This window comes from Pseudomonas sp. 3MA1 (genome assembly GCF_029237275.1).
In the GTDB taxonomy this organism is placed as follows: Bacteria; Pseudomonadota; Gammaproteobacteria; order Pseudomonadales; family Pseudomonadaceae; genus Aquipseudomonas; species Aquipseudomonas fluorescens_AP.
In genome coordinates, this window is record NZ_JAACFX010000001.1 from 318318 (window position 1) to 338824 (window position 20507).

General features: G+C 65.0%; 20 protein-coding genes. 14 read left to right on the forward strand and 6 right to left on the reverse strand.

Annotated features, from left to right (window positions below; translation table 11 throughout):
• Window positions 1–49: 49 nt before the first annotated feature.
• From GWQ44_RS01500 to GWQ44_RS01510, 3 genes are read right to left on the reverse strand one after another with little or no spacing between them, the layout of a single operon-like run.
• Window positions 50–1099: an alkene reductase gene (locus GWQ44_RS01500; RefSeq protein WP_275926487.1), complete on the reverse strand. Its 1050-nt coding sequence runs from the start codon at window positions 1097–1099 to the stop codon at window positions 50–52.
• Between the two features lie 32 nt (window positions 1100–1131).
• On the reverse strand, window positions 1132–2298 hold the full coding sequence (locus GWQ44_RS01505; RefSeq protein ID WP_275926488.1) for an MFS transporter: 1167 nt from the start codon (window positions 2296–2298) through the stop codon (window positions 1132–1134).
• A gap of 18 nt (window positions 2299–2316) precedes the next feature.
• Window positions 2317–2619 (reverse strand): metalloregulator ArsR/SmtB family transcription factor, encoded by a 303-nt coding sequence (locus GWQ44_RS01510; protein ID WP_016965050.1) that lies wholly within the window; start codon window positions 2617–2619, stop codon window positions 2317–2319.
• A 153-nt stretch (window positions 2620–2772) separates the two neighbouring features.
• On the opposite strand from GWQ44_RS01510, the gene GWQ44_RS01515 reads away from it, so the two are divergent.
• The gene (locus GWQ44_RS01515; RefSeq protein WP_016965049.1) at window positions 2773–3354 is read left to right on the forward strand and encodes an ACP phosphodiesterase; all 582 of its coding nucleotides are present in this window, start codon (window positions 2773–2775) and stop codon (window positions 3352–3354) included.
• An 83-nt stretch (window positions 3355–3437) separates the two neighbouring features.
• Here GWQ44_RS01515 and GWQ44_RS01520 read toward each other — a convergent pair whose 3' ends face one another.
• Both GWQ44_RS01520 and olsB read right to left on the reverse strand, forming a co-directional pair.
• Window positions 3438–4232, reverse strand: coding sequence for a lysophospholipid acyltransferase family protein (locus tag GWQ44_RS01520; protein ID WP_016965048.1), 795 nt, complete (start codon window positions 4230–4232; stop codon window positions 3438–3440).
• Entirely contained in the window at window positions 4232–4987 is a 756-nt protein-coding gene (olsB, locus tag GWQ44_RS01525; protein WP_016965047.1) for an L-ornithine N(alpha)-acyltransferase, read from the reverse strand. The genes GWQ44_RS01520 and olsB overlap by 1 nt, the downstream gene beginning before the upstream one ends.
• Window positions 4988–5127: 140 nt before the next feature.
• Here olsB and GWQ44_RS01530 point away from each other — a divergent pair, with 140 nt between their 5' ends.
• The 9 genes from GWQ44_RS01530 to GWQ44_RS01570 all read left to right on the forward strand — a co-directional run bounded on the left by GWQ44_RS01530 (window position 5128) and on the right by GWQ44_RS01570 (window position 14541).
• Window positions 5128–6009, forward strand: a complete 882-nt coding sequence (locus tag GWQ44_RS01530) for an acyl-CoA dehydrogenase (RefSeq protein WP_275926489.1) — start codon at window positions 5128–5130, stop codon at window positions 6007–6009.
• 154 nt (window positions 6010–6163) lie between these two features.
• The gene (locus GWQ44_RS01535) at window positions 6164–7261 is read left to right on the forward strand and encodes a serine hydrolase (protein WP_275926490.1); all 1098 of its coding nucleotides are present in this window, start codon (window positions 6164–6166) and stop codon (window positions 7259–7261) included.
• A complete protein-coding gene (locus GWQ44_RS01540) occupies window positions 7258–7587 on the forward strand; it encodes a hypothetical protein (RefSeq protein ID WP_016965046.1) in 330 nt (109 codons plus the stop codon). Before GWQ44_RS01535 ends, GWQ44_RS01540 begins: the two co-directional genes overlap by 4 nt.
• Before the next feature lie 171 nt (window positions 7588–7758).
• Complete coding sequence (locus GWQ44_RS01545) at window positions 7759–8934, forward strand: M20 aminoacylase family protein (protein ID WP_275926491.1); 1176 nt, start codon at window positions 7759–7761, stop codon at window positions 8932–8934.
• A 99-nt stretch (window positions 8935–9033) separates the two neighbouring features.
• Entirely contained in the window at window positions 9034–10344 is a 1311-nt protein-coding gene (locus GWQ44_RS01550; protein WP_275926492.1) for an MFS transporter, read from the forward strand.
• The gene (locus GWQ44_RS01555) at window positions 10341–11804 is read left to right on the forward strand and encodes an amidase (RefSeq protein WP_275926493.1); all 1464 of its coding nucleotides are present in this window, start codon (window positions 10341–10343) and stop codon (window positions 11802–11804) included. Before GWQ44_RS01550 ends, GWQ44_RS01555 begins: the two co-directional genes overlap by 4 nt.
• A gap of 86 nt (window positions 11805–11890) precedes the next feature.
• Window positions 11891–12661: an IclR family transcriptional regulator gene (locus tag GWQ44_RS01560; RefSeq protein WP_047302277.1), complete on the forward strand. Its 771-nt coding sequence runs from the start codon at window positions 11891–11893 to the stop codon at window positions 12659–12661.
• A gap of 139 nt (window positions 12662–12800) precedes the next feature.
• The gene (locus GWQ44_RS01565; protein WP_275926494.1) at window positions 12801–13382 is read left to right on the forward strand and encodes a YceI family protein; all 582 of its coding nucleotides are present in this window, start codon (window positions 12801–12803) and stop codon (window positions 13380–13382) included.
• A gap of 1 nt (window position 13383) precedes the next feature.
• The gene (locus GWQ44_RS01570; RefSeq protein WP_016965468.1) at window positions 13384–14541 is read left to right on the forward strand and encodes a phosphatidylserine/phosphatidylglycerophosphate/cardiolipin synthase family protein; all 1158 of its coding nucleotides are present in this window, start codon (window positions 13384–13386) and stop codon (window positions 14539–14541) included.
• Window positions 14542–14748: 207 nt separating this feature from the next.
• On the opposite strand, the gene bglX is transcribed toward GWQ44_RS01570, so the two are convergent.
• Window positions 14749–17040, reverse strand: a complete 2292-nt coding sequence (gene bglX, locus GWQ44_RS01575) for a beta-glucosidase BglX (protein WP_047302283.1) — start codon at window positions 17038–17040, stop codon at window positions 14749–14751.
• Between the two features lie 239 nt (window positions 17041–17279).
• On the opposite strand from bglX, the gene GWQ44_RS01580 reads away from it, so the two are divergent.
• Genes GWQ44_RS01580 through GWQ44_RS01595 form a run of 4 tightly spaced genes read left to right on the forward strand, consistent with a single transcriptional unit; the run spans window position 17280 to window position 20253 of the window.
• Window positions 17280–17888 (forward strand): LemA family protein, encoded by a 609-nt coding sequence (locus tag GWQ44_RS01580; protein ID WP_179597776.1) that lies wholly within the window; start codon window positions 17280–17282, stop codon window positions 17886–17888.
• A complete protein-coding gene (locus tag GWQ44_RS01585) occupies window positions 17888–18808 on the forward strand; it encodes a TPM domain-containing protein (RefSeq protein WP_275926495.1) in 921 nt (306 codons plus the stop codon). Before GWQ44_RS01580 ends, GWQ44_RS01585 begins: the two co-directional genes overlap by 1 nt.
• Window positions 18809–18841: 33 nt before the next feature.
• Window positions 18842–19606 carry a TPM domain-containing protein gene (locus tag GWQ44_RS01590; RefSeq protein WP_275926496.1) on the forward strand — a complete coding sequence of 255 codons (765 nt, stop codon included), beginning with the start codon at window positions 18842–18844 and terminating at the stop codon, window positions 19604–19606.
• 29 nt (window positions 19607–19635) lie between these two features.
• Complete coding sequence (locus GWQ44_RS01595) at window positions 19636–20253, forward strand: TPM domain-containing protein (protein ID WP_016965472.1); 618 nt, start codon at window positions 19636–19638, stop codon at window positions 20251–20253.
• Window positions 20254–20507 lie beyond the last annotated feature (254 nt).

A 20507-nucleotide genomic window follows, 5' to 3' on the forward strand; every position in this document is an offset into this window, starting at 1 on the left:
AAAGCCCCGGCTCGCGAGAGTCGGGGCTTTTGGGTTGACCGGGTTCGGCTTACAGCGTCGGGTAGTCGATGTAGCCCACCGGACCTTTGCCGTAGAAGGTTTCCGGATGCGCCTCGTTCAACGGCGCGTCGGCCTTCAAGCGCGCCGGCAGATCCGGGTTGGCGATGAAGGGCACGCCGAAGGCCACGGCGTCAGCCTTGCCGGCGGCCAGCCAGTCGTTGGCGCTGTCCTTGGTGAAGCGTTCGTTGGCGATGTACGGGCCGCCGAAGGCTTCCTTGAGTTGCGGGCCCAGGCTGTCGGCGCCTTCTTTCTCACGGGAGCAGATAAAGGCGATGCCACGTTTGCCCAGCTCGCGAGCGACGTAGGTGAAGGTTTCCGCCAGGTTGGCGTCGCCCATGTCATGGGAGTCGGCGCGAGGCGCCAGGTGCACGCCCACACGACCCGCGCCCCAGACCTCGATGGCCGCGTCGGTGACTTCCAGCAGCAGGCGGGCACGGTTCTCCAGTGAGCCGCCGTACTGGTCGGTGCGCTGGTTGGTGCTGCTTTGCAGGAACTGATCCAGCAGGTAACCGTTGGCGCCGTGGATTTCCACGCCATCGAAACCGGCGGCCTTGGCGTTTTCCGCGCCGACCCGGTAAGCCTCGACGATGTCGGCGATCTCAGCGGTTTCCAGGGCCCGCGGGGTCGGGTAGTCGGCCAGAGGACGCACCAGGCTGACATGGCCCTTGGGCTGGATGGCGCTCGGGGCCACCGGAGTCTCGCCGTCCAGGTAGGACGGGTGGGAAATCCGCCCCACGTGCCACAGTTGCAGGAAGATCTTGCCGCCGGCGCCATGCACCGCCTTGGTCACGTTGGCCCAGCCACGCACCTGATCGTTGGACCAGATGCCGGGGGTGTCCGGGTAGCCCACGCCCATTGGGGTGACCGAGGTGGCTTCGCTGAGGATCAGGCCCGCGGAAGCCCGTTGCACGTAGTACTCGGCCATCAGCGCGTTGGGCACGCGGCCGGCGTCGGCGCGGCAGCGGGTCAGCGGCGCCATGATGATGCGGTTGGACAGCTCAAGGTCGCCGATCTTGATCGGATCAAAGATAGTCGTCATGGAATGCAGCCTTCTATATAGGAAACAAGGGTTCAGTGGGTTGCAGCAGCCAGTTCGGCGTTGCCGCCCTGGCGGAAGGTAATCAGCGTCACCAGCAGGGCCAGGATCGCCAGGAGCGCGGCCGCCAGCGGCACGCTGGTGAGGCCGAAACCGTGGGCGATGACGCTGCCGCCGACCCAGGCGCCCAGGGCGTTGCCGATGTTGAAAGCGCCGATGTTCAGGGTCGAAACCAGGTTGGGTGCGGCTTTGCCGAAGGTCACCACATTGACCTGCAAGGCTGGCACCGCAGCAAACGAAGCGGTGGCCCAGAGGAACAGAGTGATCTCGGTGGGAATCAACGCCACGCTGGTCCAGGTCAGCACGGTGGAAACCACCGCCATGGCCGCGAACACGCCGATCAGGGTGGCGCCCAGGCGCTTGTCCGCCAGCTTGCCGCCGATGATGTTGCCCAGGGTCAGGCCCAGGCCGATCAGCAGCAGGGTCCAGGTCACGCCCCGGGGCGAGACGCCAGTGACATCGCCGAGCAGCGGCGCAACGTAGGTGAAGAGGGTGAACATCGACGCGGCAAACAGTGCGGTCATGCTCAGGGATAGCCAGATCCCCGCGCCCTTGAGGGCTGCCAGTTCCGAACGCATGTCGAGTTTTTCCTCATCGCGCCTGGCCGGCAAAAAGCGCAGCAGGCCGATCAGCGCGATCACGCCGATCACCGTCACCGCCCAGAAGGTCGAGCGCCAGCCGGCCGACTGGCCCAAGGCGGTGCCCAGCGGGACGCCAAGGACGTTGGCCAGGGTCAGGCCGGTGAACATCAGGGCCACGGCCGAGGCGCGCTTGTTGGCGGGCACCAGGCCGGCGGCCACCACTGAACCGATACCGAAGAAGGCACCGTGGCACAGCGCCGTGATCACCCGGGCGAACATCAGCACGTTGTAATCACTGGCCAGTGCGCACAGCAGGTTGCCGACAATGAAGATGCCCATCAGCGCCACCAGGGCTGCCTTGCGCGGCAGGCGCGCGGTGGCCAGGGCCATGAACGGCGCACCGATGGCCACGCCCAGGGCGTAGCCGGTGACCAGCCAGCCAGCGCCGGGAATCGACACCCCGAGGTCCGCCGCCACATCGGGCAAAAGCCCCATGATGACGAACTCGGTGGTGCCGATGGCGAAGGCACTCAAGGCCAGGATGATGAGTGAAAGGGGCATTGTCGGGTCCTTGTCAGATCAGAGCTGTTGGCTCATTTGCGTGAGGAACTGCTGGATGACTTCCTCATTGCGTTTGAAAAAATGCCATTGGCCGACTTTCCGGCTGCTGATCAGGCCTGCGCGCTGCAGGGTGGCGAGGTGGGCGGACACGGTCGACTGCGACAGGCCGCAGCGTTGATCGATCTGTCCGGCACAGACGCCGTGCTCATTGCTGTGAGCCTGATCGGGGAATTCGACTGTCGGGTCTTTCAGCCAGTGCAGGATTTCCCTGCGAACCGGATGTGCCAGGGCTTTTATTATTTCGTCGAGGTCGAGGGACATGGCGGTGCTCGTTTTCCATAAAACGTTGTATCGCGATGAGGCGAAATTTAAATCGTTATTTCGCGATATACCAATATGATTTTGATCTTAAATCATCGTTTATCGGTATATCGGGTTATAACGATACGTTGAGCGCGGTGCTAAGCTGCGCGAATGAATTATCTCGCACATCTACACCTTGGCGGCCAGCGCCCGGGTCAATTACTCGGCAGCCTGTATGGCGATTTCGTCAAAGGTCGCCTGCAAGGGCAGTTTGCCCCCGAGGTCGAGGCCGCGATCCAGCTGCATCGGCGCATCGACACCTACACCGACAGCCACCCGCGGGTGAGTGCGGCGCTGTCGCGTTTCTCCCTGACCCGGCGGCGCTATGCCGGCATCGTCATCGACGTGTTCTTCGACCACTGCCTGGCCCGGGACTGGGCCCAGTACGCCGATCGTCCCTTGCAGCAGTTCACCGCCGACGTGTATCGGGTGCTGGCGGCCGAGCCGCAGTTGCCCGGGCGCCTGGCGCAGATCGCGCCCTACATGGCGGCGGATGACTGGTTGGGTTCCTACCGGGATTTCCAGGTGCTGGAGCAGGTATTGCGCGGGATTGCCCGGCGCTTGTCGCAACCGGAGGAGCTGACGGCGGCGATGGGGGAGCTGGAGCGGCTGTATCAGCCGTTGAGCGAGGATTTCCGCGATTTTTATCCGCAATTGCAGGCGTTCGCCGTGCAGCACATCCAGTTACCCTGACGAACGTCCCCTCGGTAGGAGCCGGCTTGCCAGCGAAAGCGCCTTTAGCATCTTCGCCGGCAAGCCGGCTCCTACGGAGTGGTTCAGGCGGCGACCAGTTCGCCGCTGCGGCGTGGTTCGGCGGGTTGGGCAACGTCGCCAAATAGCGCTTTTTGCACCGCTTGCTGGGCCTGAAAGGCCAGTGCCGCACGTTCCTGGCCCTGACAGGCAATCGGCTTGAGCAGATGAATCTCCACCTGGCCCCGGTCGTTGGCGAACAGCCGCATCAAGTGCGAGAGCAGGTCGTCGTCGCCAATGAAGGGCGCCAGGCTGTCGATCTGGCCATCGCGCAAGTAGCGGATCGCCACCGGTTGCAGCGCCACGCCGGCGTCGATGGCACTGGCCAGCAGGCGTCCGTGGAAGGTCCGCAGGCCATGGCCGTCGGTGGTGGTGCCCTCGGGGAACAGCAGCAATGGATGCTGCTCCTGCAGGTGACGGGTCATCTGCTTGCGGATCAGTTGGCTGTCGCCGGCCCCGCGGCGGATGAACAGGCTGCCGGCCTTGGCCGCCAGCCAGCCGGCCACCGGCCAGGTACGCACTTCGGCCTTGGACAGGAAGGACAGCGGCGTGAGCATGCCCAGCAGCGGAATGTCGGTCCAGGACACGTGGTTGCTGACCCAGAGCATCGGCTGCCTGGGCAACTGGCCATGCACCGAGACCTGGAAGGGCAAGGCATTGCTCAAGCGCGCCATGAAGAAGCGCGACCAGCGCTGGCGCCGGACCATGGAATTGGCCACGCCCAGGCGCTCCAGCAGACCAAAGACACTGGCCATGCTCAGTCCCAGCGCCACCACCAGCAGCACCCGGGCGATGCGCCCGTAGACCCGCAACCGGCGCATCAGACCGCCGCCTTGAAGTGCCGGGCGTAGCGCGGGCACAACTCGTCACGCTTGAGCAGGATAAATACGTCGGCGACCTGGAAGTCTTCGTCCCAGCACGGCTCGCCGCAGATTTTCGCGCCCAGGCGCATGTAGGCCTTGAGCAGCGGTGGCATCTCGGCAATCACATTGGACGGAATGTCCAGGCTGGGCAGCGGGTTCTTCGGCTCGGCTCGCAGGTGTTCGGTGCTCAGGTAGCGCTCCCGCAACCGTTGCATGATCGCCTGGGCCTGGATGCCGCCGTCCTGCATGGGGATGCTGGCGCAGCCCATCAGGTAGCTGTAGCCGCCCTGGTTGAGGACTTCCGCCAGCTCGCCCCAGAGCACGGCGATGGTGCCGCCGTTGCGGTAGGCCGGGTCGACGCAGGTGCGACCGATTTCGAGAATCGGGCCCTTGAGCTGCGTCAGACCGTGCAGGCTGAATTCCTCTTCGCTGTAGAAACGCCCCAGGCTGCTGGCGGCCTGGTGGTCCAGCAGACGAGTGGTGGCCACCAGGCGACCGGTGTTCAGGTCGCGCACACCGATGTGGCTGCAGTGAACGTCATAGTCATCCATGTCCAGACCCCATTCCGCGCCTTTGAGCTTGGCGTTGAACTCGCCGCTGAAGACGTTGAAGCGCAAGGCCTGGGCTTCCTGCAGGGCTTGGGCGCCGATCAGGCGTTCGGCCTGCAGGCGGCGTTCAATGCCGGTGTCGCTGATGCGGGCGATCTGAGTCATCGTGAATCTCCGTGCGGGCCACTGACCCGTCTTGGGTTGCAGCCAATCGACTTTGTTGTGCAAAGTCAGGCTATGTAGCCCCGGTGTCATCACCATGAAGCTTTGGTGATGCTTGTATGACAGCCCCTGAGGACCTTCGAATGCCCTGGCAAGCCCTGCTCGAGAGCCATGAACGACTGCCCGCCAACCCTGATCTGGCCGAGGGTTACGGGGCTTTGCTGACCCATCTGGGCGCGGTCACGCCCTTTGAGCTGGCGGTGCGCGGCGGGCGTCTGATGAGCGCCCCCGGGCTGGCCTTTCTGGTGGGTTACCAGGCGGCATTGCGCATGTTGTGGCCCAGCGCGCCGCTCAGCCTGGGGGCTTTGTGCGCGACCGAAGGTCACAGCCTGCGCCCGGCCGACATGCAGACCCGGCTTGAGGATTTGCGTCTGTGCGGACGCAAGGATTTTGTCACCGCCGGCGATGCGGCGGATTGGCTGCTGGTGGCGGCCCGCAGCGAGGCGCCGGGGGAGCGGGCAGCCTTGCGCCTGACCGTGGTCTACGCCGGGGAGCCTGGGGTCAAGGTCCAGACCCTGCCGGCCATCGGCCTGATGCCGGAGATCAGCCATGGCTGCCTGCTGCTGGACAACGCCGCTTGCGAACTGCTCGCCGGCGACGGCTGGGATGCCTATGTCAAACCCTTCCGCACCCTTGAGGACATCTATGTCCTGAGTGCCATGCTCGCCTGGCTGTATGGCGTGGGGCAGGACAGCGGCTGGCCGCAGCCTTTGCAACTGCAGCTCCTGGCGCTGCTGGCGGGGTGTGCCGAAGCCAGTCGGCAAAACCCTTGCTTGAGCAGCGGGCACATTCTGTTGGGTGGTGTGTTCGCCCAGTTCCAGGCATTGCGGCCTGAGATCGACGCCGCATTCGCCAATGGCCCCGAGGGTTGGCGCAGCCAATGGTCCCGGGACCAGGCGCTGTTGGACCTGGCCGCCGGCGCCCGGGCACAACGCCTGGCCAAAGCCCTGGCCTCGTTTCAGTAACGACGCCCCCTTGCGTAGGAGCCGGCTCGCCGGCGAAAGGGCCCAAGAGTGTTGCACAGGGCTCGAAGCCAGCTTGAACAAACGAAGGCGCATGCAGTGAAACTGTCATCCGCCTGGACTAGGCTCGGCCACTGACGTCATTCGAGTGTCATCCATGGGCAAAGGTCCGATCCTGCTGGCGTTGCTGATATGCCTGAACTGGCCGGCCCGGGCCGAGGAGTGGCCGGGGGCGCAATGGAGCCGGGGCCCGAGCGTCCCAGGTCCGGCGCTCCAGGCGCTGGAGGACTACGCTTTCGAGCCCAGGGACGACTCGTCCCGACAAGGTATTCGCACCGACGCCTTGCTGGTGATCCGCGATGGCCAGCTGCTTTACGAGCGCTATGCCGGCGCCAGCGGACCGCAGACGCCCCATCTCATCTGGTCTGCCAGCAAGAGTCTGCTGGCGGTGGTGTTGGGCGTCGCCTTCGGTGAAGGTCGCTTTCAGCTGCAGGACCCTGCCGCGCAGTATTACCCGGCGCTGCAGCGGCATCCGCGCATCACCCTGGCCGACTTGCTGCACTGGGGCTCGGGCCTGGATTGGCAGGAAGACTACGAATACGCACCGCTCCACTCCTCGGTGGTGGCCATGCTCTACACCCGGGGCCATCGGGACATGGCCGCATTCGCCGCGCAGCAGGCGGCCGCCGCGCCGGCGGGGCAGGTGTTTCGCTACTCCAGTGGCGACAGCAACCTGCTGGCGGCCAGTCTGCGGGGGATGGTGGGGGCCGAGCAGTATGTGGACTACCCCTGGCACGCGCTGTTCGACCCCCTGGGAATCACCCAGGCGGTGTGGGAGCGCGACGCGGCCGGCACCTTCGTCGCTTCGTCCTACCTGTACCTGACCGCTCGGGATCTGGCGCGGGTCGGCCTGTTGATGCAGCGCGATGGCCGCTGGCGTGACCGGCAATTGCTGCCCCGGGCCTGGGTCGAGTTCTGCCGCACTCCCTTTGCCGGTTACCGGGCCAACCAGGACGTGGCCGTGGCGGGCGGGCACTGGTGGCTCAACCGCGCGGTGGATGGTGCGCCCCGGCCCTGGCCGGATGCACCGGCGGACACGTATGCGGCGCTGGGACACTGGGGCCAGGCGCTGTACATCCTGCCCGCCGAGCGCCTGGTGATCGTGCGCTATGGCGACGATCGCGATGGCAGCTATCGGCACAACGAGCTGCTCAAGCGGGTCCTGGCGGCTTTTCCCGAGTCGAGTCCGCCATGAAGCGCCAGACCTGGATGCGACGTCATCCGCTGCTCAGCCTGTTGCTGCTGGCGCTGCTCCTGCTGCTGGGCTGGGGCTGGCAGCAGCGGGTGGCCTTGCAGGCCTTTCCCGACATCCTCGGGGCCTACACCGCCAAGGAATACTGCTCCTGCCGTTACGTGATGCAACAACCTGCCGAAGACTGCCGCGCCTACGTGCGCCAGTACCTGCCCATCAGCGGCTTCAACGATGAGCCCCAGGCCCGGCGAGTCACCGCCAGCGCCCTGGGGCGGACCCACAGCGCTTCCTGGCTGGGGCCCCGCGAAGGCTGCCGCCTCGATCCCTGATCCTCGATCAAGCCGCACCGCAGATGATGTGTTCCATGCAGTGGAACCACATTTGATTGTCCTGTGCTGCGCCGCGCGGTTATCTGACGCAGCGCTTCGAGCAGGTCCGGCCCCTCGTGCAGCGCTCCGACAACAAGAACGGGAAGCCACCCGGCCCAGAGGAGATACGCCATGACCCGACACCAGCACATCCTTGCCTGGCTCAACGACATTGCCAGCGACCTGCGGGCCATCCGCCATGACATTCATGCCCACCCGGAACTGGGTTTCGAAGAACAGCGCACCTCGGCGCTGGTGGCGCGCTGCTTGGAAGAGTGGGGCTATGAAGTGCATACCGGTGTTGGCCGAACCGGTGTCGTGGGCGTCCTGCGCAACGGCACGGGCACGCGCACCCTGGGCCTGCGGGCGGACATGGACGCCTTGCCGATCATCGAGAACACCGGGGTTCCCTACAGCAGTCGCCATGGCGGTTGCATGCACGCCTGCGGGCATGACGGCCACACCACCATCCTGCTGGGGGCGGCGCGCTACCTGGCGGCGACCCGAGCGTTCGACGGCACCCTGAACCTGATCTTCCAACCCGCCGAAGAGGGCCAGGGCGGCGCCGAGGCGATGCTCGCCGATGGCCTGCTGGAGCGCTTCCCCTGCGATGCGCTGTTTGGCCTGCACAACATGCCGGGACTGCCGGCCGGGCACCTGGGCTTTCGCGAAGGACCGATGATGGCCTCCCAGGATCTGCTCGAGGTGATAGTCGAAGGCGTCGGCGGCCATGGCTCCATGCCGCACCTGGCGGTGGACCCGCTGGTGGCGGCGGCGAGCATCGTGATGGCCTTGCAGACGGTGGTGGCGCGCAATATCGACACCCAGGAAGCCGCGGTGGTGACCGTCGGTGCCCTGCAGGCCGGCGAGGCGGCCAACGTGATTCCTCAGCAGGCGCTGTTGCGCCTGAGCCTGCGGGCCCTCAACGCACCGGTGCGCGAGCAGATGCTGGAGCGGGTCAAGGCGATCATCCGCACCCAGGCCGAAAGCTTTGGCTGCCGCGCCAGCATCGAGCATCGCCCGGCCTATCCGGTGCTGGTCAACAGCCCGGAAGAAACCGAGTTCGCCCGGCGGGTCGGGGTCGAGCTGGTGGGGGCCGATGCGGTCGACGGCAACACCCCCAAGCTGATGGGCAGCGAGGACTTCGGCTGGATGCTGCAACGTTGTCCCGGCAGCTACCTGTTCATCGGCAACGGCGTGGCGCAACCGATGGTGCATAACCCGGGTTACGACTTCAACGACGACATCCTGCTCACCGGCGCGGCCTATTGGGGCGCCCTGGCGGAAAGCTGGCTCAAGCCCTCCTGAGCCTGGCTGCTCCTGTGTTTCCGAGCGCCGCGGGCGTCGCAGACGCCCGGCACTTTCCCGAGCCCGGCCCAAGGCTCAAAAGTATCCAAGGAACGTCCCATGAGCACTTCGAGCCCCGCTGCTTCCAAGACCCGGCAGGTGGTTGCCGCCGTCGTCGGCAACGCCCTGGAATGGTACGACTTCATCGTCTATGGCTTTCTCGCCAGCTTCATCGCCCGCCAGTTCTTTCCGGCGCAGGATGAGTACACCTCGCTGCTGATGGCCCTGGCCACCTTCGGCGTGGGCTTTTTCATGCGTCCGGTGGGCGGTGTGCTGCTGGGGATCTATTCCGATCGCAAGGGCCGCAAGGCCGCCATGATGGTGATCATCCAACTGATGACCCTGGCCATCGCGATGATCGTGTTTGCTCCCCACTACGCCGCCATCGGGCTGGGGGCACCCTTGCTGATCGTGGTGGCGCGCATGCTCCAGGGCTTCGCCACCGGTGGCGAGTACGCCAGCGCCACGGCCTATCTGGTGGAGAGCGCGCCGGTCCACAAGAAGGGCCTGTACGGTTCCTGGCAACTGGTCGGCCAGTGTCTGGCGGTGTTCAGTGGGGCGGCGATGGTGGCGGCGGTGACCCATTTCTTTTCGCCCCAGACCCTGGATCTCTGGGGCTGGCGCCTGCCGTTCGTGATCGGCCTGCTGATCGGTCCGGTGGGGCTGTGGATCCGCAAGTACATGGAGGAGCCGCAAGCCTTCGTCGAGGCACGCAAGCAGGTGCGGGGCGATGGACCGGGGCTGTGGCAGGTGGTGTCGAGCCAGCGCCGGGCAATTCTGGTGTCCATGGGCCTGTGCAGCGGCAGCACCGTGTCCTTCTACGTGGTGCTGGTGAACATGCCGACCTTTGCCCACACCAACCTCGGCCTGCCCCTGGATCAGGTGCTGCTGGTGCAGATGTTCGCCGTGGCCCTGATGACCCTGGTGATCCCCTTTGCCGGGGCGCTGTCGGACCGGGTCGGCCGGCGCCCGGTGCTGATGGCGTTCACCCTGGCGTTTTTCGTCATGGTCTATCCCTTGTATGTGTGGGTCGCCGCCGCACCGTCCATCGAGCGCCTGCTGGTGATGCAGATACTGCTGTGTGGCGCCATTGGCGGCTTCTTCGGTCCTGGCCCCACCGCCCTGGCCGAGCAGTTCCCCATCGAGGTGCGTTCCACCGGCGTCTCCGTGGCGTATAACGTGGCGGTGATGCTGTTCGGCGGTTTTGCTCCGTTGATCGTGACCTGGCTGAGCCGGGTTATGGCCACGCCGGTGGCGCCGTCCTTCTATGTCCTGGCAACTTCGATCCTCAGTCTGCTGGGCATCTATTGCATGTACGACGCGGTCCGGGACACCAAGCCCGATACCCTGACCCTGGGAGGCGAGTCTTGATTCAGCACAAAGAAGCGGTGGCCTGCGAGCCCATCGTCGAACTGGATGCCCTGGCGCTGTCCCGGGCGATCCACGCCCGTCAGTTGTCCTGCCGCGAGGTGATGCAGGCCTACCTGCAACAGATCGAGCGCTACAACCCGCAATTCAATGCCCTGGTGTCCCTGGGCGATCCGGGCGAGTTGCTGGCCCAGGCCGATGAGCGCGACCGGCAACTGGACCGGGGGCAGTCCATGGGCTGGATGCATGGCATGCCCCAGGCGATCAAGGACCTGGCATCCACCGCGGGGCTGACCACCAGCCTGGGTTCGCCGCTGTTCGCCGAACAGGTGCCCCAGGTGGACGCCATCAGCGTGGCCCGGGTGGGGGCCAGTGGCGCGATCATCGTCGGCAAGAGCAACGTGCCGGAGTTCGGCCTGGGCTCCCACACCTACAACCAGCTGTTCGGCACCACCGGCAATGCCTACGACAGCCGCCTGAGCGCCGGCGGCAGCAGCGGCGGGGCGGCAGTGGCCCTGGCCCTGCGCATGCTGCCGGTGGCCGATGGCAGCGACATGATGGGGTCGTTGCGCAATCCGGCGGCCTTCAACAACCTGTTCGGCATGCGTCCTTCCCAGGGGCGGGTGCCCTTCGGCCCGACCCCGGAACTGTTCGTGCAGCAACTGGCCACCGAAGGGCCGATGGGGCGCACGGTGGCCGATGTGGCGCGGCTGTTGAGCACCCAGGCCGGTTACGATCCGCGGGTGCCCTTGTCCCTCAAGGAGGATCCGGCGCTGTTGCAGGCGCCTCTGCAACGGGACGTGCGGGGCCTGCGCCTGGGCTGGTTGGGGGACTACAACGGCTACCTGGCCATGGAGCAGGGAGTGCTGAGCCTGTGCGAAAAGGCGTTGGCCGACTTCACCCATCTGGGCTGCGAAGTGGAAAGCTGCCAGCCGGATTTTTCCATGGCGCAGTTGTGGGACTGCTGGCTGGTGCACCGGCACTGGCTGGTCCAGGGGTCTTTGGGGATGTTGCACGGCGACCCGGACAAACGCCGCTGGCTCAAGCCCGAGGCCCGCTGGGAAGTGGAGGGAGCGGCCAACCTGAGTGCTGCGGATGTGTACCGCGCGTCCCAGAGTCGCAGCGATTGGTACCGCGCCTTGCAGCGATTGTTCGAGCGTTACGATTTCCTGCTGTTGCCCACGGCCCAGGTGTTCCCTTTCGATGCACGGCAGGCCTGGCCAAGGCAGATCGATGGGCAGGAAATGGACACCTATCATCGCTGGATGGAAGTGGTGATCGGTCCGACCCTGGCCGGCCTGCCCAGCATCAGCATTCCGGTGGGATTCAACCTGGCGGGCCTGCCCATGGGCATGCAGATCGTCGGTCCGGCCCAGGCCGATCACGCCGTGCTGCAGTTGGCTTACGCCCATGAACAACTGACGCAATGGGTGCGCCAGCGCCCCCCGGGTCATTTGCTGTAACCAGACAAGCGTCGCTGATAGGCTCCTGAGGCCCGCATCTTGCTGGGTAACGGCTTTACCCATTCTCAAGTCAGGGAGTTCGGACCATGGCCAGCAAGGTCGAAAGCGGCAGTGTGCGTTCCGTTGAGCGGGCCCTGGCCATTGTCGAGTTACTCGGTCAGCACCAGGCCCTGGGACTGGAGGAGTTGCACTACCTGACCGGGCTGCCCAAGGCGACAGTGTCGCGCATGTTGCTGACCTTGCAGGAGCAGGGCTGGATCTACCGGGGCTTGAGTGATCGGCGCTATCGCTTGAGCGCGCGCAGCCTGTTTGGCGACAGCCGACAACGGTTCAAGCGCCGCCTGGTGGAGCAGGCGGCGCCCTGGCTGCTGGAATTGAGTGCACGCACCGGGCTGGTCAGCGACTTGTCGAGTTTCGACGGCGAGCACCTGGAAGTCCTGGAAAGCGCAGTGCCCCAGGTGCTGCGCAAGCGCTACCCGAGCAACAGCCGGATTGTCGGCCAGCATGCCAGCCTGTTTCATTCGGCCATGGGCAAGGCCTGCCTCGGGGCCTTGGCCAGCGCTGAAGTCCAGCGGCTGGCCGAGCGAGAGCGAGTGCCGGCCGAAGACCAGCAACAGGCCTGTGCCCAGTCCCAGCACCTGGGGTTTGGCCAGCGCACCGAAGGCCACTGGGAATACCCGGTGCGCCTGCCTTTTCTGATCCGCGCCGTGGCCTTGCCGTTGCAGGCCGAAGGCCGGGTGATCGGCAGCATCGCCCTGCATTGGCCGATGGACCTGGCCTGTGTCGAGCAGGTGCGCAGTCGTCATTTGCGATTGCTGGCCGAAACCGTCGAACAGCTGCAGAAAACCCTCGTCTGAGCCACTCCCGAGCGCCGCAGGTTTGTTCCTGAACTAAAGCCGCGGCTTGCCACTCTATCGCAGGGCGCCGCCCGAGCACGGCGTTTGCCAGCCTTACGGCAGCCGGTTAAGGTGGCGCCTTCTGTTCAAGGGAGCTTGCATGCGTACGCCGATCCGCCTAATTCTCAGCCTGCTCGGGGTACTGGCGCTGCCGGTCCAGGCCAACTGGTACCTGGACAACGAGTCATCCCGGGTGTCCTTCGTCACCACCAAGAACGCCAATATTTCCGAAGTCCAGCGCTTCCTGGTGCTGCACGGCAAGGTCGATGGCAAGGGCCAGGCGCAGGTGCAGATCGAGCTGGACTCGGTCAGCAGCGGCATTCCGCTGCGCGATGAACGCATGCGCCAGGAACTGTTCCAGGTGCAGCAGTTCCCCGAGGCGCAGATCACTGCGCAAATCAATCTGCGTCCGATCAACGACCTGGCTCCCGGTGCGCAGATCGAGCTGTTGCTGCCGGTCACCGTGAACCTGCACGGCCAGCAACACACCTACAACGCCGAACTGCTGGCCACCCGCCTGGATGACCGGCGCTTTCAGGTGGTGACCCTGGAACCCCTGGTGCTCAACGCCGAAGACTTCAACCTGGCCCCGGGCCTGGACAGCCTGCGCAAGCTCGCGGGGCTTTCGGCCATCAGTTTCTCGGTGCCGGTGGGTGCGGTACTGATCTTCACGGCGCGCTGAAATGCGTGGAGCGGTGTTCCCCTGGCGCGAAGGCAACCGCTTCGAGTTGCTGATCGATGGTCCCGAGTTCTTTCCGCGCATGCTGCTGGCCATCGCCCGCGCCCAAGAGCAGGTGGCGCTGGAGCTGTACCTGGTGGAGGCCGGTGCCTGCGCCGAGGCCATGGTCCAGGCCCTGGTGCAGGCCGCCGAGCGCGGCGTGCAGGTGCGTTGCCTGTTCGACGACTACGGCAGCCTGGCCTTCACCCAGCCCCTGCGCTTGCGTCTGACGAACGCCGGTGTCGAGCTGCGCTTCTACAACCGCCTGAAATGGCGCCAGGGCCTGCTCAACCTGTACCGCGACCATCGCAAACTGCTGTTGGTGGACCAGTCCCTGGCGATGGTGGGCGGCACCGGGGTCACCGATGACTTCTGGCAGCCCAGGGACAACAGCTGCGACTGGCATGAAGTGATGGTGGAGATCGCCGGCCCTGCCGTGCGTGACTGGCAGAGTCTGTTTGACCGGCAATGGAGCGCCAACCTGCACCGCGGCGCCTGGAAGCCCAGTGTCGATTTCGGCCTGCCCCATCTGCCCCGCGTACCTGACTCGGGGGAGGGCATGGGCCGGGTGGCCTATGCCGACTCTCGCCAGCATCGCGACATCCTGCATTCGCTGATCCGCGCCCTGCACAGCGGCCAGCGGCGCATCTGGCTGGCGACGCCGTACTTCTTGCCCACCTGGTCGGTGCGGCGCTCGTTGCGCAAGGCCGCGGCCCGGGGGATCGACGTGCGCCTGCTGCTGACCGGGCCGAACACCGACCACCCGGCGGTGCGCTATGCCGGGCACCGTTACTACCCGCGCCTGCTCAAGGCCGGCGTGCGCATCTTCGAATACCAGCCGCGCTTTCTGCACTTGAAGATGGCCCTGGTGGACGACTGGGTCAGTGTGGGCTCGTGCAACTTCGATCACTGGAACCTGCGCTTCAACCTGGAAGCCAACCTCGAAGCCCTGGATCCGTCACTGACCCGCGCGGTGGCGGCGAGTTTCGAGGCGGATTTCGCCCAGAGCGAAGAGATCAACCTGGCGCAGTGGCGCAACCGGCCGTTGTGGCGGCGGATCAAGCAGCGGATCTGGGGCTGGGTCGACCGTCTGGTGGTCAACCTGCTGGACCGGCGCGGCTGACCGTCACGGCCGACATGGCTGGCTGTAGCCGCTGCCGCAGGCTGCGAACGAGCGCGAAGCGGTCGCGGCGGTCGTGAGTCCGATGGAGGTTTGGCGGGAGATCGTCGCAGCCTCGCAGGCTCGGCAGCGGCTACAGATATTGCAGCGATTGTGGGGATTGCAGAAGGAGGCGGCCGGCGCAGTTCCTGCGCCGGCCGCTGACAGGCATCAGAGCAGTTCGAAGCTCTGTTGCTTGACGTCCTGGGAGTCCAGGCCGATCTGCACATTGAAGTCGCCCGGTTCGGCGGCGTACTTGAGCTGAGTGTTGTAGAACTTCAGGTCGTCCTCGGTGATGGTGAAGTGGATGGACTTCTCTTCACCGGCCTTGAGCATGACTTTCTGGAAGTTCTTCAACTCCTTGATCGGGCGGATCATCGAGCCGGCCACGTCCTGGATATACAGCTGCACCACGGTTTCACCGTCACGCTTGCCGGTGTTCTTCACGGTCACGCTGGCGTCGAGCTTGCCGCTCTTGTTCAGGGTGGTGGAAGACAGGGCCATGTCCGACAGGCTGAACGTGGTGTAGCTCAGGCCATAGCCGAACGGAAACAGTGGGCCGGTGGTGTCGTCGAAGTACTGCGAGGTGTAGTTGCCCGGCTTGCCCGGGGTGAACGGCCGGCCAATGGTCAGGTGGTTGTAGTAGGTGGGGATCTGCCCCACGGTGCGGGGGAAGGTGATCGGCAACTTGCCCGACGGGTTGTAGTCGCCGAACAGGACGTCGGCGATGGCGTTGCCGCCTTCGGTGCCGCTGAACCAGGTTTCCAGGATCGCGTCGGCCTGCTGGTTTTCCTCCAGCAGCGACAGTGGCCGGCCATTCATCAGCACCAGTACCAGCGGCTTGCCGGTGGCCTTGAGAGCCTTGATCAGCTCGCGTTGGCTGGCAGGAATCAGCAGGTCGGTGCGGCTCGAGGATTCGTGGGACATGCCCCGGGACTCGCCCACGGCCGCGACGATCACGTCCGCCTGTTTGGCCGCCTGGACCGCTTCGTCGATCATCTGCTGCGCCGGACGCGGGTCGTCCACCACTTCCGGGGCGTCGAAGTTGAGGAAGTTCAGGTAGTCCACCACCTTCTTGTCGGCAGTGATGTTCGAGCCCCGGGCGTACACCAGTTGGGCCTTGTCGCCCAGCACATTGCGCATGCCGTCGTAGAGCGTCACCGACTGCGCCGGCACGCCGGCGGCGGCCCAGCTGCCCATCATGTCGATGGGGGCCTTGGCCAGCGGGCCGACCAGGGCGATCTTCGCGGTTTTCTTCAGCGGCAGGGTGTCGTTGTGGTTCTTCAGCAGCACCAGGCTGCGCCGCGCGATGTCCCGGGCGTCGCTGCGGTGCAGGCGGCTTTCGGCGTTGGTGTCGGCCGGGTCGTCCTCGGCCTTGCCGATGCGCACGTAAGGGTCCTTGAACAGGCCCATGTCGTACTTGGCCGCCAGCACTTCACGCACGGCGTTGTCGATGTCCTTCTGCTCGATCTCGCCGGACTTGAGCAGCCCTGGCAGCTCCTTGCCGTACAGCGAGTCGTTCATGCTCATGTCGATGCCGGCCTTGATCGCCAGCTTGGCCGCTTCGCGACCGTCCTTGGCCACGCCGTGGCGGATCAGCTCGATGATCGCGCCGTGGTCGCTCACCGCCAGGCCCTTGAAGCCCCATTCCTTGCGCAACAGGTCGTTCATCAGCCAGGTGTTGGAGGTGGCCGGCACGCCGTTGATCGAGTTCAGGGCCACCATCACCCCGCCGGCACCGGCGTCGATGGCTGCGCGGTAGGGCGGCAGGTAGTCCTGGTACATCTTCACCGGGCTCATGTCGACGATGTTGTAGTCGCGACCGCCTTCCACCGCGCCATACAGGGCGAAGTGCTTGACGCTGGCCATGATGCTGTCCGGCAGGGCCGGGCTCTGGCCCTGGTAGGCCTTGACCATGACCTTGGCGATGCGCGAGACCAGGTAGGTGTCTTCGCCAAAGCCTTCGGAGGTGCGGCCCCAGCGCGGATCGCGGGAGATATCCACCATCGGCGCAAAGGTGATGTCCAGGCTGTCGGCGCTGGCTTCCTTGGCGGCGATGCGTCCGGAGCGGCCAATGGCGTCCATGTCCCAGCTGGAGGCCAGGGCCAGGCTGATGGGGAAGATGGTCCGGTGGCCGTGGATCACGTCATAGGCGAAGAACATCGGGATCTTCAGCCGGCTGCGCATGGCCGCGTCCTGCATCGGCCGGTTTTCCGGGCGGGTGATGGAGTTGAAAGTGCCGCCGATATTGCCCGCGGCGATTTCCTTGCGGATCAGCTCGCGAGGCATTTCCGGGCCGATGCTGATCAGGCGCAGCTGGCCGATCTTCTCTTCCAGGGTCATGCGCTTGAGCAGATCGTTGATAAAGGCTTCTTTGTTTTCCAGAGGGACCGGGGCCACGTCGGCCAACACCGGGTGACTGGCCAGGCTGACCAGCAGCCCCAGCAAACACAGCTTATTCATGAATATTGTTCTCAAGGGCTCGAGACCGACGCATGAGTGACGCGTCGAACAGCCAAAATTTAGGGAGCGACTGTTGTTGTTCAGATAATTCCCGCACACTTCTGAACTCTTTTTCGCGCTGGGCATCTTTTAGCCCATCAGCCCGATGCATTCCAGTGGCGCAGGCAGATTTTGCCCACAGGATGTGTGAAACCGGGCAAAAGCTTCATTTCAATCAGGTTGTGCAAGGAGCCCCACCCATGAACATCACTCAAAGCCTGCGTTCGAGCTGGCCCGTCGCTGCCTTGTTGCTGCTTGCCAGCCTGCTCAGCGGCTGTGGCATCAACAACATTCCGACCCTGGACGAGCAGGTCAAGGCCGACTGGGGCCAGGTGCAGAACCAGTACCAGCGCCGCGCCGACCTGATCCCCAACCTGGTGGAAACCGTCAAGGGCTACGCCAAGCACGAGGAAGAAACCCTGACCGCGGTGATCGAGGCGCGGGCCAAGGCCACCTCGATTCAGGTGGATGCCAAGACCCTGGACAACCCGGAAAAACTCAAGCAGTTCCAGCAGGCCCAGGACCAGTTGAGCGGTGCCCTGAGCCGTCTGATGGTGGTGTCCGAGCGCTACCCGGACCTGAAGGCCAACCAGAACTTCCTGGCCCTGCAATCCCAGCTTGAAGGCACCGAGAACCGCATCGCCGTGGCCCGTCGCGACTTCATCCTGGCGGTGCAGAAGTACAACACCGAGATCCGCACCTTCCCCGGCCGCCTGTGGCACAGCCTGATGTACAGCGACCTGCCGGTGCGTGAATCCTTCGAGGCCACCAGCCCCGACGCCGACAAAGCCCCGCAAGTGAAATTCTGATGAGCCACGGGCGGCGCGTGCTGCGAGGCGCGCTGCTGTGGCTATGGCTGGTGAGTGGCGCCGTGTTGGCGCAACAACCCGGGCCCGCACCCACGGATGGGGTGCCGTTGCGTTCGTCGCAACCCGCTGTCCAGGTCGAGCCCGCACCGACCAATGCGACAGCGGCACCGATCGAACGGCTGTTTCCCAAGCTGACCGGGCGGGTGGTGGACACCGCGCAGTTGCTCACGCCGTCGGCGCAGGTCTACCTGGCGCAGATGCTGGAACGGCTCGAGCAGACCACCACCGACCAGGTGGTGGTGGCCACGGTGCCGAGCCTGGGTGGCCATAGCATCGAGGAGTTCGGCTTGCAGCTGGGCCGGCACTGGGGGATTGGCCAGAAGGACAAGAACAACGGCGTCCTGCTGCTGGTGGCCAAGGACGATCGCAAGGTGCGGATCGAGGTCGGCTACGGCCTGGAGGGGCGGCTCACCGACATAGTGGCCCACTTCATCATCGATGGTTCGATCATTCCGTACTTCAAGGACGACCTGTATTCCTCGGGGATCATCGCCGGGGCCACGTCCATCGTGAACGTGCTGTCGTCCACCGACCCGCCGAGGCTGGTGTACCGCTCGGTGGAGAAAAGCTGGTACCAGGACATCGAGTGGATGTGGTGGTTCGAGAGGTTGTTCTACCTGGTGTTCGTCGGTGTACCGTTGTTCGGGTTCCTGACCCAATGGCGCAGCGGCAATGATTCGCCGGTTGTTGCCAGCGACGATTCGGCCAGGCGCGAAACCAGGGCCGAGCGCGACGCAGGTTCGAGCAGCAGTTCGTTCGACTGGTTCGATTCCAGCAGCTCCAGCTCCAGTTCAAGCTCGGACAGCTTCAGCGGGGGTGGCGGCAGTTTTGGCGGTGGCGGGGCGTCCGGCAGTTGGTAGCACAGGCGGACAAACATTAAGGATGAGGTGCTGATGCGACTTTATAAAATCGGCCTGGTGCTGTTGCTCTGGGTCTTTGCGGTCACGGCCCAGGCCGAGCTGAGGTTTCCGGCCCTGAGCGGGCGGGTGGTGGACGACGCGCAGATGATCGAACCGACCATCAGCGCCCTGCTGACTCGGCAACTGCAAGCCCACGAACAGGCCACCGGCGAACAGTTGGTGGTGGTGACCCTGCCCAACCTGCAAGGCGTCAGCATCGAGGAGTTCGGCTACCAGTTGGGGCGCCACTGGGGCATCGGCCAGAAGGACAAGAACAACGGCGCGCTGCTGATCGTCGCCCGGGACGAGCGCAAGCTGCGCATCGAAGTGGGCTACGGCCTGGAGGAGCGCCTGACCGACGCCCAGGCCTCGGTGATCATCAACCAGGTGATCACCCCGGCGTTCAAGACCGGGCAGTTCAGCAAGGGCATCAGCGACGGGGTTTCGGCCATGCTCCTGGTGCTCGGTGGCACGCCGCTGGACCAACCGGACCCGGTGTATGACAGCGTCGAGAGCAGCGACCAGGACGATTTTGTCCAGCGTCACCCGTGGCTATTCATCTTCATGGTGCTGCTGTTCATCCTGGTGGTGATAGTGGCGCAGGCGCTCGGGTTCATCACCACCACCAGCGGGCGCGGCGGTGACGGAGGCGGTGGCTTCGGTGGTTTTGGTGGTTTTGGTGGTGGGTCCGGCGGCGGTGGCGGCTTCAGCGGTGGCGGTGGCAGCTTTGGCGGCGGCGGTTCCTCCGGCGGCTGGTAACTCAAAATAAGAAGCGGAAATCCAACGACATGGCATTACTCAGTGAATACGAACAACGGCAAGTGGCCGAAGCCATTGCCCGGGTGGAACAGCAGACCGACGCCGAACTGGTGACGGTGCTGGCGGCCCGGGCCGACGACTACGCCTATATCCCGCTGCTCTGGGCCAGCCTGCTGGCGCTGGTGGTGCCGGGGCTGGTGCACTACGCCACCGGCTGGCTGAACATGCACCTGTTGCTGCTGGCGCAATGGACGACCTTTATCGTCTTGTGCCTGGTGTTCCGCCTGCCGCGGATCACCACCCGGCTGATCCCGCGCTCGGTGCGCCATTGGCGCGCCTCCAACCTGGCCCGGCGCCAGTTCCTCGAACAGAACCTGCACCACACCGTGGGCGGCACCGGGGTGCTGATCTTTGTCAGCGAAGCCGAGCGCTACGTGGAAATCCTCGTGGACGAGGGCATTTCCAAGCGCCTGGATAACAAGCAGTGGAACGGCATCGTGCGCAACTTTACCCAGCAAGTCCGCCAGGGCCAGACCTTGCAGGGCTTCCTCGACTGCATCGAAGCCAGCGGCGAGCTGCTCAAGGCCCATGTGCCCCTGACCCAGGTACGCAACGAATTGCCCAACCGCCTGGTGGTGCTCAACTGAGCCCGCCGCCGGCGAACAGGCCCCGAGTCTTGCACCGCCCTTGAGGGCGCCTTCGCTGGCAAGCCAGCTCCTACGGCGGTGCGATATCGGTGTTGTTCATGCAGGAGCCGGCTGGCCGGCGAATGGCCCCTGAGCCCGGCACCGCCCTCGGGCGAGGATTTTTTACCGTCGGGTGAATAACTTCGTGCCCCGACGCGGCTTGCTCCCTAAAATACCCGCCACTCCCTGATTCACACCCCGCATCGCCCGAGGCA